This is a genomic window from Massilia frigida (assembly GCF_011682175.1).
Taxonomy (GTDB): Bacteria; Pseudomonadota; Gammaproteobacteria; order Burkholderiales; family Burkholderiaceae_D; genus Telluria_A; species Telluria_A frigida.
Window position 1 is genome coordinate 26982 of the sequence record NZ_WHJG01000031.1, and the last position, 13087, is coordinate 40068.

Annotated in this window: 11 protein-coding genes; 4 read left to right on the forward strand and 7 right to left on the reverse strand. The window is 62.4% G+C overall.

Annotated features, from left to right (window positions below; genetic code table 11):
- Positions 1–29 precede the first annotated feature (29 nt).
- The 4 genes from F2P44_RS24365 to F2P44_RS24380 are packed head-to-tail and all read left to right on the forward strand — an operon-like array spanning position 30 to position 4613.
- Positions 30–2468: a type VI secretion system Vgr family protein gene (locus F2P44_RS24365; RefSeq protein WP_167090185.1), complete on the forward strand. Its 2439-nt coding sequence runs from the start codon at positions 30–32 to the stop codon at positions 2466–2468.
- A gap of 8 nt (positions 2469–2476) precedes the next feature.
- Positions 2477–3559: a pentapeptide repeat-containing protein gene (locus F2P44_RS24370; protein ID WP_167090187.1), complete on the forward strand. Its 1083-nt coding sequence runs from the start codon at positions 2477–2479 to the stop codon at positions 3557–3559.
- A 46-nt stretch (positions 3560–3605) separates the two neighbouring features.
- A complete protein-coding gene (locus F2P44_RS24375) occupies positions 3606–4256 on the forward strand; it encodes a DUF3540 domain-containing protein (protein WP_167090189.1) in 651 nt (216 codons plus the stop codon).
- Positions 4257–4259: 3 nt separating this feature from the next.
- Complete coding sequence (locus tag F2P44_RS24380; protein WP_167090191.1) at positions 4260–4613, forward strand: hypothetical protein; 354 nt, start codon at positions 4260–4262, stop codon at positions 4611–4613.
- 196 nt (positions 4614–4809) lie between these two features.
- On the opposite strand, the gene F2P44_RS24385 is transcribed toward F2P44_RS24380, so the two are convergent.
- The 7 genes from F2P44_RS24385 to F2P44_RS24415 all read right to left on the reverse strand — a co-directional run bounded on the left by F2P44_RS24385 (position 4810) and on the right by F2P44_RS24415 (position 12736).
- Positions 4810–5967, reverse strand: a complete 1158-nt coding sequence (locus tag F2P44_RS24385; RefSeq protein WP_167090193.1) for an ATP-grasp domain-containing protein — start codon at positions 5965–5967, stop codon at positions 4810–4812.
- Positions 5960–7303, reverse strand: coding sequence for a F390 synthetase-related protein (locus tag F2P44_RS24390; RefSeq protein ID WP_167090195.1), 1344 nt, complete (start codon positions 7301–7303; stop codon positions 5960–5962). The genes F2P44_RS24385 and F2P44_RS24390 overlap by 8 nt, the downstream gene beginning before the upstream one ends.
- On the reverse strand, positions 7290–8135 hold the full coding sequence (locus F2P44_RS24395) for an MBL fold metallo-hydrolase (protein WP_167090197.1): 846 nt from the start codon (positions 8133–8135) through the stop codon (positions 7290–7292). Before F2P44_RS24395 ends, F2P44_RS24390 begins: the two co-directional genes overlap by 14 nt.
- On the reverse strand, positions 8132–9100 hold the full coding sequence (locus tag F2P44_RS24400) for an NAD-dependent epimerase/dehydratase family protein (RefSeq protein WP_370662745.1): 969 nt from the start codon (positions 9098–9100) through the stop codon (positions 8132–8134). The genes F2P44_RS24395 and F2P44_RS24400 overlap by 4 nt, the downstream gene beginning before the upstream one ends.
- Before the next feature lie 45 nt (positions 9101–9145).
- Positions 9146–10141, reverse strand: coding sequence for a 3-oxoacyl-[acyl-carrier-protein] synthase III C-terminal domain-containing protein (locus F2P44_RS24405; RefSeq protein WP_167090199.1), 996 nt, complete (start codon positions 10139–10141; stop codon positions 9146–9148).
- A 322-nt stretch (positions 10142–10463) separates the two neighbouring features.
- Positions 10464–11513, reverse strand: a complete 1050-nt coding sequence (locus tag F2P44_RS24410) for an aldose epimerase family protein (protein ID WP_167090201.1) — start codon at positions 11511–11513, stop codon at positions 10464–10466.
- Complete coding sequence (locus F2P44_RS24415; RefSeq protein ID WP_167090203.1) at positions 11513–12736, reverse strand: XylR family transcriptional regulator; 1224 nt, start codon at positions 12734–12736, stop codon at positions 11513–11515. Before F2P44_RS24415 ends, F2P44_RS24410 begins: the two co-directional genes overlap by 1 nt.
- Positions 12737–13087: the final 351 nt, after the last annotated feature.

Genomic DNA, 13087 nt, shown 5'->3' on the forward strand with positions numbered 1-13087 from the left:
ATTGTGTTTAAGCCTACAAGGAAATTGATATGGAACGCATTGTAAAAGCCCACACGCCACTCGGTGACGAGGTGCTGCTCTTTAGCGCCCTGCGCGGTACAGAAGCACTGTCGCAGCTGTTTGAATTTGAAGTGGACATGATTGCCGATAGTAACGCGCTGGACTTGAAAGCGCTGCTGGGCCAGCCATTGACGGTGGAAGTGCAAACGCGCGACGGTGCAGTGCGCTACCTGAACGGCATCGTCGGGCGCGGCATGCTGGTGGGCCGGGAAGGGTCGACCGCGCGCAGCTACCGCTACCGCGCCATCGTGCGCCCTTGGTTGTGGCTGCTTACGCAAACCAAGGACTGCAAGATCTTCCAGAACAAAAGCGTCGCCGAGATCTTGCAGGAAGTACTCGGCGAATATGGCTTTGCCCTGGAACTGAATCTGACCGGCAATTACCGCACATGGACCTATTGCGTGCAATACCAGGAGACCGACTTCGACTTCGTCAGCCGCCTGATGGAGCACGAAGGCATCTATTATTACTTCAAGCATGCGCTGGGCAGTCATACCCTGGTGCTGGCCGATGATATTGGCGCGCACGAGGTCTTGCCAGGCTACGCCTCGATCCCGTTCTTCAAGGCCGAGCGCGTGGCCACGCCCCAGGAAGAGTTCATCGACCGCTATCACGTGGCGCAAGAAATCGCGCCGGGCAGCTACGTGACGGACGACTTCAATTTCACCAAGCCGCGCGCCAGGTTGCAGAACCAGCGCGCCAATGCCGGTTCGCACCAGCATGGCGACATGGAAGTCTACGACTGGATGGGTGGCTACGCCGAGATGGGCGATTCCGACCATTACAGCCGGATTCGCCTTGAAGGATTGCAGTGCGAGCGTGAACGCGACCATGGCCACGCCACCGTGCGCGCCATGGCGCCCGGCTACCGCTTCAACCTGAGCAACTGCCCGCGCGACGATGCCAACCGCGAGTATTTGCTGGTGAGCGCGACGTATCGTTTTCAGGAACCTTGTTACGCCAGCGACCCGACCCCGGCGTGCTACGAATGTGATTTCGTCACGCAACCGGCCAGCCTGCCGTTTCGCCCACGCCGTGTCACGCCCAAGCCGCGCACCAGCGGGCCGCAAACGGCGACCGTGGTCGGCCCGGCAGGCGAAGAAATCTGGACCGATGAATACGGCCGCATCAAAGTGCAGTTTCGCTGGGACCGTTACGGCAACATGGACGAAAACAGTTCCTGCTGGCTGCGCGTGGCAACGAGCTGGGCTGGCTCCAATTTCGGCACCTTGTACATTCCGCGGGTGGGCCAGGAAGTCGTGGTCGACTTCATCGGTGGCGAAGCCGACCGGCCGATTGTCATTGGCAGCACCTACAACGCCGACCAGATGCCCCCGTTCGGGTTGCCGGGCGCCGCCAGCAAAAGCGGTATCGTGTCGCGCTCGACCAAGGGCGGTTCGCCCGCCAATGCCAATTCGCTGGAGTTCGAGGACGCCATTGGCGCAGAAAGGTTGGCGCTGCATGCCGAAAAGGACATGCTGATCGAAGTGGAAAACAACAAGACCAATACGGTCGGCGTCAATCAGGTAGAGACCATTGGCGCCAACCATACGGAGTCGATCGGCGCCAACGCGACCCAGGCGGTGGCGGCCAACCTGACTGAAAGTGTCGGCGCCAATAAAGCGACGGCGATTGGCGCCAATCATGTCCATGCGGTTGGCGGCACCAGTACACGCACTGTTGCGGGAGCCAGCACTGAGCAGCATCAGAGTGGCCATGCGCACAAAGTTACCGGGGACCACGAGCATATCGTCACAGGCGACTACAACGAAACCATCTATGGCAATCACAATTACGTGCTGCATGGGGACCATAATTACACGGTGCATGGACATCGCAATTACGATTTGCATGGCAACCAGGCACACAAGCTGAACGGAAACCAGGAACAGAATGTCATCGGCGATTATTTGCGCGCGGTCAGTGGGAACCAGGACCACATCGTCGATGGCAGTCACGTTCACGTTGTGCATGGCGGACATAAGGTGACCGCCAACAATGCCGATTACCATACGAGCGGCGTGCATAATATTTTTGCCGGCGACGTGTTCATCAAGGCGGGCGGCGGTGGCGGCGGGGCTGCCGGTGCAACTGGTGGCGGCACATACGACAATAAATTCGGCATTACTGCCACCTACGCGATCGACGTGGTCGGGATGGTCAAATTCTCCTACGCGACGAGTGCGGTATCGGTCATTCCAATTAATCTGAACTTCCGGATGCTGCATTCTTCTTTCAACATCAAGGCATTAAGCTTTTTTGTTTTCAAGACCGACTTCTGCGTGTTCAAGCGCGATGTCAACGGTGCAAAAGTCGAAGGCAATGTCATGTTCAACCAATCCAGCGCGGTAGAGACGGTTAACGGTGGCGTAGCTGTTCACAACAGATTCATGAACCTGATTTTTTGAGCTGCGCCATGTCTTCCACCACTTTCTCCAGTACAGCGCGCCCGATGATGTCGGCGCAAGAGCTGCAATCGAAAATCCGAAACGGCGAGGGCGTGGAAAAATGCGACCTGCGCGGTGCCGTGCTGACCGGGCTCGATCTCTCGGGTGGCCAGTTCGACCGGGTCGACCTGCGCGGTGCCCAGCTCGGTGGTGCCGATCTGAGCGAGTGCGACTTCATGCACTGCCAGTTCGAGCAGGCCGACCTGCGGGGCGCCAGGCTGGCTAAAACAACCTGGCATGACTGCAATGTGAGCCACGCCCTGCTTGAAGGCGCGGACGCCAACGGCGCCGGCATGCTCAATTGCGATCTGCGCTCTGCGCAGCTGCATTCATCGTGTTTTAGCAATGCCACGCTCCTTCGCTGCAAGCTGGACGATGCCAGCCTGGCGGGGCTCAGGGCAGAGATTTTATGTGTCACTGAATGTTCGGCACATCGCTGCGATTTCTCCGAAGCGCTGCTGGAAAAAACCGTGTTCATGGAGGTCGATTTCGCTGGCGCCCTGTGGCGCGCGGCCAGCTTGAAGAACGTTGTTTTCGCCAAAGCGAAGCTGAGCGGGAATGTATTTGCCGGACTGGCGATGCCGATGTGCCAGTTCGTTGAAAGCGATCTGGCGGAAGCCGATTTCACCGGGGCCAATATCGCGCACTGCATGTTCAAGGGTGCGCAACTGCCGGGTGCGCTGCTGCGAGACGTCCAGGCACGCTTTGCCTTGTTTGCCGAGGCCAAGCTGGACGGCGCCGATCTGTCCGGCGGTTTTTTTGAACAAACGCTGTGGCCGCGCGCAAGCCTGCGCAAGGCCAACTTGCGCGGTGCCAGGCTCGCTTACGCCAATTTCCAGGCGGCGTGCTGCGAAGGCGCGGACTTGCGCGACACCGAGCTGCGCTTCGCCGATTTTTCCTATGCCGATCTGCGCGATGCCAGCTTCAGCCACGCCGGCTTCGACCATACCCGGCTGCATCGCAGCACGCAAGATGGTGCGACATGGACCAGCCGGCGCGGTGTCATCGAACACGATGAGCCACTCCTGCAAGCCGAACTCTGGTCGCGTTGAGCCTGCCCTGGCGATTGCCTCCCCTATTTTTTAAAGGATGTTCACGATGCATACCGTACTCGAACACGCCAGCGCCCTTGACGCGGCCATTCACGCCATTGCCACGGTCGTCGCCGATCTGGGCCATGGCAATTTTTTGTTGGACCTGCATGGCGGCACCCTGACCTGCAAGCGCGCCGCCAGTTGCCTGCTCCATCCGGAAACTGGCGACAAGGTGCTGGTCTCCGGTCCGAGCCGCCAGCAAAGTTACCTGATCGCCGTGCTGGAACGCGATAGCGCGCGCACCGCCCGGATCGGCGTCGAGGGCGCCATGGCGATCGGGTACGGCGGCGCGGTGCAGGTCCTCAGCGACGACGCCATCAGCCTGGAGAGCGCAGCGCTGTCCTTGACATCGGGGCAGTTGGGCATCCGCGCCGAGAGCGCCGTCGTCGTCGCGCAGGAACTGAGCTATCAGGGACGGCAGTGGCAAGGCGCACTGGGGGTGCTGCGGCATACCGGGCAGGCGCTGGAAATGCTGTTGGACAAAGTACGCCAGGTCACGCGTGTCTGCTATCGCCAGGTCGAACAAACCGACCATCTGCGCGCAGGTCAGCTCGATTATCAGGCCAGGGACTATCTGCGGCTGCATGGCGACCACGTCATGGTGACCAGCGACAAGCTGTTGAAAATGGATTCAAAACAGATTCATCTGGGCTGAGGCATGAGCGACTTTGCCTATATTGCGATCGCAGCGGTGGTGGTCGTGCTTGTTGGCGGGCATACCGCCTGGCAGATCCGTGGCTTGTTTCGTGCACAGGCAGCCGACGCCAGGCTGCTCGCGCACGGCGCTATTTGCTTTGCAAAGGTGGTCAGTGCGCGCCAGAGCGGCACCCTGATCAATGACCAACCGCTGTGCGTGGTGCACCTGGTGGATGTGCAGGCGCCTGCAACGCAGCGCGACATCGCCCAGCCCATCGCAGCGATCCATCTTCCGGCCATACAAACCGGCTGCACGGTCGCCTTGCGGGTAGACCGTTCAAGCGGGCGGGCACTGATTGATTTTTCCCGCTCCTGAACCTGGCGTCGATCATCCGACTTGGCGAGCGTGGTCCGTTCCGTCGCTATTTCAGTGGTAGCCGCCAGGCTGCAATAATGTGTCGTTGGTCGTCAGGTTGTTCCCAACAAGCTTCGAATCGGTACTGCAATGGATAGCGCCGAAGGCCGCCACTCGACCGGCGGATGCCGCCGTCGGCAGCTTTGGCCCGACAGCGTCACAGCTGCACCAGCGCCTCGCCATCCCATTCGATATCGCGGGTGGCCACTTCGCGCAGCGTGCAACGCTGGCGTAGCGAGAGCATCAGATAGGAGCCCATGTCTGCCACGGCGCCCGCCATGGGGCGGCGGTCACCGCCAACGCCGAGCACATCGTCCGCCGCCAGGAAATCGCGGCGCCAAGTGTTGACGCGACCGTTCGCCAGCGCCTGGGCCAGGCCGACGCTCACCATGATAGGGGCGATCATCCGCGCACGCAGCATGGATGGCGTGACCAGCCTCGCCGCAGTTCCGGCCAGGGCAGCAGGCAGCAAATCCCCGGTACCGAACAGATGGACGCCGCTGATGGCCCTCGGATTACATTCGATCACCGCCGGGCTGTCGTTACCGGCGTCGATCCAGTCGAACGATATCTGCCCGGTGAAGTGGTGCCGCGCGACGAAGCGTGCGGCGAACGCCGCGATGCGTTCTGAAGCATGGTGCGCAAAATAGTAGCTCGAACTGCGCTTCAGACGGTACTTCGGCAGGTACACGGCATGGGCGAGCAGGCGCCCCTGCTCGGCGACACTGTATGAGCACAGTTCCTGCCCGTGGAGGTAGTGCTGCGCGACCCAGCGGCCCATGTTCGCCAATTCGGGGGCGTCAGCCGGAATCCCGTCGGGATAGAGTCGTACGTGGACGCCGAAGCGGGAAAATTCGGGCTTGAGCACCACCGGCGCGCCATTCGCCCAATCTTTCGCTTCACCGATGCTGCGCACCAGCGCGCTGGCCGGCGGGTTGCCACCGCATGCGGCAGACAACTGCAAAAACTCCCATTTGCTGTGCAAGGTGCGCAGTTTGTCGAAATCGTCCGTGAGAATGCGGCATGACGATGGCAGTGCGTGCCGGTAGCGCGACAGGTAAAACACTTCTTCGCAGGTGGGGATGACGAGATCGATCGCGTGCTGGCCGATGGTACGCGACAATCCGGCGATGAAGGCCGCCGGATTGAAACGCGGCGATGGCAGCTCCACTGTTGACTGTACCGCATGCGACCATCCCGAGATGCGGCAGGGGATGCTGTCGCCGATATGGACAGTCCAGCCTTGACTGGCAAAGCGCCGGGCATGATCCGCGGCGACGGGCGCGCGTCCTCCCAATATCAGTACGTTAGGCATGGTTTTCCTGGTTGGTTGCGGGGCGCCCGACACAGCGGATGCGCCTGCGTTTGACATGGGCATCGGTGTCGGCGAACGGCATGCGCTGGAAGACCGGCGGCGTCAATGCGTGGCGTGCGGCCAGGCGCTGCAGCGATGCCGTCAACGCCGCATGGGATGCCTCTGCCTCGTCCGCGACGGCGATGCGCCATGCCATGCCATGCTGTTCAATGCGGTAGTCCGGCAGGGCCGCAGGTGCCGACGTTACCGCCTGGCGCACCATGTCGGGATAGAGCGCCACCAGGGCACCGTGATGTGCGCCAGGCAACCAGAGTACATCGTCGCAACGCCCTTCGACGGCCTCGATTGCGCGGCCGGCGGCGCCACAGGCGCAAGGCGTAAGGCGCACGCGCAGCACGTCATCGAGCCGGTAGCGCACGATCAACTGCGTGGTACGCGAAAAATCGGTGACGATGGGGACGAAGCGCGTCCTCTCCTTGTCCAGCCATTCCGGCTCGATGTGCACGAATTCCTCATTCAGGTGCAGCACACCCGCCTCGCAGGTGTAACCGAGAAATCCTTCCGTGCACTGGTATAGCTGGTGGACGTTCATCCCAAATGCCTGCTCGATGCGTGCTTTGTCGTCGGCTTCCAGCACTTCGGCCACGGAGATGATGCGCTGCGGCCGGATTGGCAGCGCGCCGTTCGCCGCGTGTTGCGCAAGCCGGGCCAGGATGCTGGCGGGAGCGACCACGAGATCCGGCTGCTGTTCGATCAGCGCAGGCAGATGGCAATCCACGCCCCGCAGCAGATCGTGAAAACGGAAATCCACACGGCGGCTTTTTAAGGTGGTGTAAAGATTGCTGTTCGCCCGGAGGAAAAACGCGACTTTCACGGGTCGTGCACCGATCAGCAGCCGGCGCATCAGTGCGTTCGGCAAGGTGCGCGCCATCATGATGCCGGCCCAGCGCGCGCGTTCCTCGTGCGCCACCAGGAACACACCGCGTGTTCCCTGTGTGCCGCTCGACAGGCCGACCGTCATGCCGCGCAACTCGGGCGCGAAATCACGCGTCGTTTCGGCGGCCAGGGCGACACGCGTCGCTTCGTCCAGGCTGACGCCGGCAGTGTTCATGTCGTCGAAGCGCGCCAGCATGGTCTGCTTGTCGATGACAGGAAGCGCGGACAGCGGCTGGCCCGCGTAGTCACGATAAAACGGGCTGAGCGGCAGGTGCTTGTCGAGAAAGCGCTGCACTTGGCGCCGCTGCCAGTCGTCGAATGCGGCGCGGTTGCGAAAACGCAGCAGCCAGCGCGTGCGCGCCAGATAAGCGCCGAGGCGCAGCGTGTCAGCGAGTCTCATTGAGCCAGGCCTCCCATGTCCGTTCGCAGTGCGAGGGCACGATGGCGACCTCCGTTCTGCCTGCGGCGAGCTCGCGCAGCCTGCCGAAGGTAGCGGCGTAATCATGCCGGCTGTCGAACAAACGGCTGGCAATCCAGGTGGGAAGCCGATGCTCGTCGAGTGCGTTGCGTGTCCAGCACGCGTCTGCCACCAGGAACACGTGCCGGCCGTCGGCGCGGCAAAAGGCGAGTCCCATCTGGCCGGTCGAGTGACCAGGCAAGGCAATGCCGGCCACACTTGCGTCGCCGAACAGGTCGAAGCCGCTGTCGAACGGGTGAAATTCGCGCGGCAGCGCCATGCGTTTCGCGTCTTCAGCAAAGTCCAGGCGCGTCATGAAATCGGCCGGCAACAGGGCGGGCAAGCAACCATGAACCAGGTTGCCAAAGCGAGAGCGCTTGCGCAGTGCGTCGTAGTCGGCCCGGGTCGACCAAAAGCGCGCCTGCGGAAAATCTTTCAGGCCCGCGATATGGTCGCCGTGGTAGTGCGAAATGATGACGTGCCGGACCGCGCCGGCCTCAATACCCATGCGCGCCAGTTGGGCCACGAGCGCCTCCTCTGGCGCGAGCGTGGGGGGCGTGACCCAGCGGTAGGCGCGTTCCGGAAACGGCTGCGTCGCGTCGAAGAAGTGCGAACTATATCCGGTATCGAACAGGATCACGCCACGTTGCGGGTGCTCGATGACGCCGCACAGCGCCGGAAAGCGCAGGCTGGACCAGCGTCCGCCACGCATGGCGATGCATTCGGGATGCGAGCAGTGCCCGGCCTTGAGCAGATGGAATTTGATTGGTTTCATGTCGGGTGCTGTCCCATTGTTTCACGCCACCAGAGGCTGGTACGGCGGATGCCTTCATCGAGGCTCACGCGCGGCCGATAATCGAGCAGCGACGTTGCGCGCGACAGATCCAGCGTTTGCGAAAAAGCGATGGTACCGAGCGAATAGCGCGTGAAAGGCGGCTCCCAGCCTGGCACCAGGGGCGCGCAGGCTTCGAGCAGACGTGCGACCAGGTCGGCAACCAGATAGGGCCGCGGCGCTGTTTCGAGCGGCAAATCGAATGCTGTTGAAATGCGGGCAAACAGATCCCCGATCTCGACCGGCTCGCCGTTCGAGATATTGAAAATCGGATCCACGCCGGCCGGGTTGGCTGGCAGCGCAAGAGAGGCCTCGACTGCGTCCACGACATTGTCGACATAGGTCAGGTCGATCAGCGCCCGGCCACCACGCAGCAGCGGCACACGGCCCAGGCGGATGAGCCGAAGCAGGCGCGGCAACAAGGCATTATCCCAGGGACCGAAGATGGCGCGCGGCCGCAAAATGATCGAATGCGGCAGTCTAGCTGCGAGCACCAGTTCTTCCGCAGCGCGCTTGGTGCGGGCGTACTCGTTCACCGGCCTTGGCAAGGGGCTGTCTTCGTGCACCTGCAAACGGTCGGTGTAGTCGAAGTAGATGCTGGGGCTCGATATGTGAACGAGCCTGGCGACGCTGCGCTCACGACAGGCGGCAAGCACCTCGTCCACCGCACTGAGGTTGCTGCGCTCGAATGATCGCTTGCTTCCCCACGGCGCGGCCAGCGCCGCGCAATGCACTATGGCATCCGCCCCGCGGCAGCAAGCCGACAGCCTGGCGCGCGCCGCTTTGGCGCCATGGTCGACCTTGACGAAATCGACATCGGCACCGGCCAGCGCTTTGACCGACGCCGCTTCGTGGGTATTTCGGCCGGTGAACACGATACTGTGTCCACGCGCGGCAAGGCGCCACACGACATGCCTGCCGAGGAATCCGGTCCCCCCCCGTGACGACGATATTCATACGGTCAGTACCATCCCGCCCATCGTCAGGCCGGCTCCGGTACCGAGCAGCATAATCGTGCTTCCACGCTGGAAGCGCCCGTTCGCCAAGCCGAGGTGCAAGGCGGTGGGAAGCGATGCGGCGACCTGGTTGCCGTAATCGGCGAAGATGTCGACCAGTTGTTCGGACGAGATGTCCAGGCGACGGGAAAGATGGGTCAGCGCGAGCTGGCTGGCCTGGTGCGGGACCACGGCTGTCAGGTCCTTCATCCGTACACCGGCATCGGCGAGCAGCTTGGCCGTAAAATCCGGCAGCGCTTCGTACGCCAGCTTGAACACGGCCTTGCCCTCCATATGGAAGACGGTAAGCGGATCGAAAGGCACGTCCAGTAGGCGGCGCGGGTGGTAGCGCGAACCGCCGGCCGGAATGCGGCAATGGTGCACGCCGGCGGACAGGGTTTCGAGCTTCGACGACAGGATGCCAGATGCCTCGCCGGCGTCCGTGCGGCGCATAACGGCCGCCGCGGCACCATCCCCGAAAATGCCGCCCTCGCGCAGATCGGTCCAGTTGATGCCGAAGGTAGCGATATCGCACGACACCAGCAGGATATTTCGATAGCGGCCGGCCTCGACGAGATAGCTTATCGTGTCCAGCGCTACGAGAAAGGACAAGCAGCTTGCATTGATATCGAACGTCGTCGTACGCTGTTGCGACAGCCCCAGCTCGGCATGGATCAGGGCAGCATTGTAGGGCAGCGCCTGATCCATCGTGGCCGAAGCGGCAACGATGCAATCGATATCGCCCCAGTCCAACCCCGCGTTCGCGACTGCATCGCGGCAGGCCTTGGCGGCGAGCTGAGCTGTGGTCTCGGTCGTTGACAGGAAGCGGCGGCGTATGCCCGTCTGCTTCAAGCTCGTTCCCGGCGCCAAGCCCAGCCGATCGTCCAGTTGCTGGCTGCTTGTCGACTGCGCCGGCAACGCCATTCCTGTACCGGCAATTTGTATCCGTCTCATTTCAAGCACCCTTAGATTGTTCCTGTATTTACTATTTGTTGCTTATTGGAACGTATCATAGGGTACTGAAGCCGAAACAAAAATTCCTATGGGAAAGTTGTTGTATATTGAGCCGCCGGGTATCATTTTGTGATACTCGCCGCACATCGACGGCCAGATTCTAAGTTGGCAGACGGGCAATGCGTCGTTGATAGAACAGTCAGGCGATGCCAGACCCTCATGCAAACATGATACGAGCGAGTCGGTCCATGTCACTCACGCCATAAAAAGTCTGAGGAAGCGCCGATTGATTCGGCCCCACCCGTTTCCCGGGCCTGAAATATCACGACTGCAACGACAACCTGTACACCGTGGTCTGCCGATACACCTGCCCCGGCCGGAGAATCACCGCCGACGCGCACTGCCCGTTCAACTGATCCGGATACGCATGCGCTTCCAGGCAAAACCCGTCGTGCCGCGCGTACGGCCGTCCGGCCCTGCCCTGCACGCCGTCGAGCCAGTTGCCGCTGTAGAACTGCAACCCCGGCTCGGTGGTCGACACCTGCAAGCGCCGTCCCGACCCCGGGTCATACACGCGCGCCACCTCGCGCAGCGGCCCCGCCCTGCCCATCGCGTGCGGCTGGATGCAGTAACAGTGATCGAAGCCGCCCGCCAGGCGAATCTGCGCATCCGGCCAGCCCAAACGCGGCCCGATGGCGGCCGGCTGGCGGAAGTCGAACGGCGTGCCGCCCACCGCCGCCACCCCCACCGGAATCCCGCCCGGGTCGGTCTCCAGGTAAAAATCGGCATCGATCTGCAGCATGTGGTCGCCCACGTCGGCGCTGCCGCCATTGAGGTTGAAATACGGATGCGCAGTCAGGTTGACCGGCGTCGGCGCGTCCGACACCGCCTCGAAGTCGATGGTGAGCCGGCCTTCGTCATCAAGCCGGTAATGCACCTGTACGTCGAGCTGGCCGGGAAAGCCGCCGTCGCCGTCGGGCGAGCTAAGGCGCAGCGACACGCCGGCGCCCGATGCGCTCAGCGTCCAGCGCGCCTTGTGAAAGCCATCGTCGCCGCCGTGCAGGTGATTGCCGCGATCATTCACGGCCGCCTGCACCGGCGCACCGTCGAGCATGAAGCGGCCCTGCGCGATGCGGTTGGCCCAGCGTCCGATCACGGCGCCGAAATAGGCGCTGTTGTCCGCATAGCCGTGCGCATCGCGATAGCCGAGCAGCACGTCGGCCACCTTGCCGTAGCGGTCAGGCGCCCACCACGACACCAGCGCCGCCCCGCGCTCGCTGATCGTCAGGCGCATGTCGTTGGCGTTGCGCAGGGTGAACAGCTGGTCGGCGCCGCGCAGCGCAGGTGTGGCAAGGATTTGCTTGGTCGTCATTACGCATCTGCAGGTTGATATTGGGGAGCCGGCGCCGGCTCGGCCTGGCCTTGCAGGGCTTGATCCTGATAGGCGCGCGGGGTGCAGCCAAGCTCGCGCTTGAACACCGAATGCATGTACTGGCTCGACGTGAAGCCGCAACTGAGCGCCACATTGGCCAGGTTGCAGTCGCCGCGCCCGAGGATCGCGATCGCCGTGTCCAGGCGGAAGCGCAGGATCTCGTCGTGCACGCTGCAGCCGAGCTCCTGGCGGAAATACGATTCCAGCGACGAGCGCGAAATGCCGACGTAATCGGCCACCTGCCCGGTCTTGATGCCCTGGCAGGCGTACTGGCGGATGAAGTGGCGCGCGCGCATCACGTGCGGGTGCTTGGCCGGTTCGTGCTTGCTCGACGCCAGCACGTTGATGCCGGCCGGCGGCACCAGGATGCGCGTATCGGCCAGGCGCGCACCGTGCAGCATCTGGTCGAGCAAATGGGCGGCGGCGCGCCCCATTTCCTGCGCGCCCTGGATCACGGAACTGAGCGGAATGCGGGTCAGCATGCGCGCCAGCGGGTCGTTGTCGATGCCGATCAGGGCCACCTGCTCCGGCACTTCGATGCCGGCGATCATGCAGGCCTGCATCAGCTGACGCGCGCGCGCATCGGTCACGGCAATGATGCCGCAGGGTTTGGGCAGGCTGTGCAGCCAGTTGATCTGCTGCTGCACCGCTTCATCCCACGAGGGCGCGCTGGTGCCCTGGCCACGGAAGACCTCGGCTTCCATGCGGTCGCGCCGCATCAGGCTGCGAAAAGCGTTTTCGCGTTCCTGGGCCCAGCGGTTTTCCTGGGCTTCGGGCAGGCTGAACAGGGCGAAGTGGCGCAAGCCGGCTTCGATCAGGTGCTCGTAAGCCAGTTTGATCAGCTTGACATTGTCGGTGGCCACGTAGGGCACGCCGGCCGGATAGGCATTGACGTTTTCGTAGGAGCCGCCCACCGCGACCACGGGAATGCGGCTGCGCGCGAGCGCGGAGGCAACCGCCGGGTCGTCGAAATCGGCGATCACGCCATCGCCCTGCCAATCTTCGATGCCGGGCAGGCGCAAGCGGAAGTCTTCTTCGAGGAACAGGTCACACGAGCTGCGCGTGCTTGACAGATAGGCGGCGATTCCTTCAATAACTTCACGGTCGAAAATCTTGTTTGCGTTAAACAGCAATGCAATTCGATGCGATTTGGGCATCAACATGGTGGATGGTCTCCTTAGGCCCCGCCGGCGCCCCTCTTGATCGGGAGCGCTTCCTTTATTTATTGTATAACTAAAACTAATTGCTTTAGTATCAATGAATTGGACGGTGTAGCGGGGCTGCGGATCATTCTGCAAGCAACGGGTCGCAGTTTCAATTATGAAAATCAGCAAGCGGCGTAGCGATTCTCGGTGAAGGCCGCGCGTCGCATAGCGCGTCGCATAGCGCGTCGCATGGTTGGCGGGATGGGATGGGATGGGATGGGATGAGATGGGATGCGCAAGCGCTAGCCGCCTGCGGGGCGGGGAACTGCGCACTACAAACAACTGCGCGCAGCCTCAGTTGTCCCCATG

Coding starts and splice junctions, on each gene's coding strand:
- F2P44_RS24365 (WP_167090185.1), top strand. CDS start 30: ATGGAACGCATTGTAAAAGCCCACACGCCACTCGGTGACGAGGTGCTG.
- F2P44_RS24370 (WP_167090187.1), top strand. CDS start 2,477: ATGTCTTCCACCACTTTCTCCAGTACAGCGCGCCCGATGATGTCGGCG.
- F2P44_RS24375 (WP_167090189.1), top strand. CDS start 3,606: ATGCATACCGTACTCGAACACGCCAGCGCCCTTGACGCGGCCATTCAC.
- F2P44_RS24380 (WP_167090191.1), top strand. CDS start 4,260: ATGAGCGACTTTGCCTATATTGCGATCGCAGCGGTGGTGGTCGTGCTT.
- F2P44_RS24385 (WP_167090193.1), bottom strand. CDS start 5,967: ATGCCTAACGTACTGATATTGGGAGGACGCGCGCCCGTCGCCGCGGAT.
- F2P44_RS24390 (WP_167090195.1), bottom strand. CDS start 7,303: ATGAGACTCGCTGACACGCTGCGCCTCGGCGCTTATCTGGCGCGCACG.
- F2P44_RS24395 (WP_167090197.1), bottom strand. CDS start 8,135: ATGAAACCAATCAAATTCCATCTGCTCAAGGCCGGGCACTGCTCGCAT.
- F2P44_RS24405 (WP_167090199.1), bottom strand. CDS start 10,141: ATGAGACGGATACAAATTGCCGGTACAGGAATGGCGTTGCCGGCGCAG.
- F2P44_RS24410 (WP_167090201.1), bottom strand. CDS start 11,513: ATGACGACCAAGCAAATCCTTGCCACACCTGCGCTGCGCGGCGCCGAC.
- F2P44_RS24415 (WP_167090203.1), bottom strand. CDS start 12,736: ATGTTGATGCCCAAATCGCATCGAATTGCATTGCTGTTTAACGCAAAC.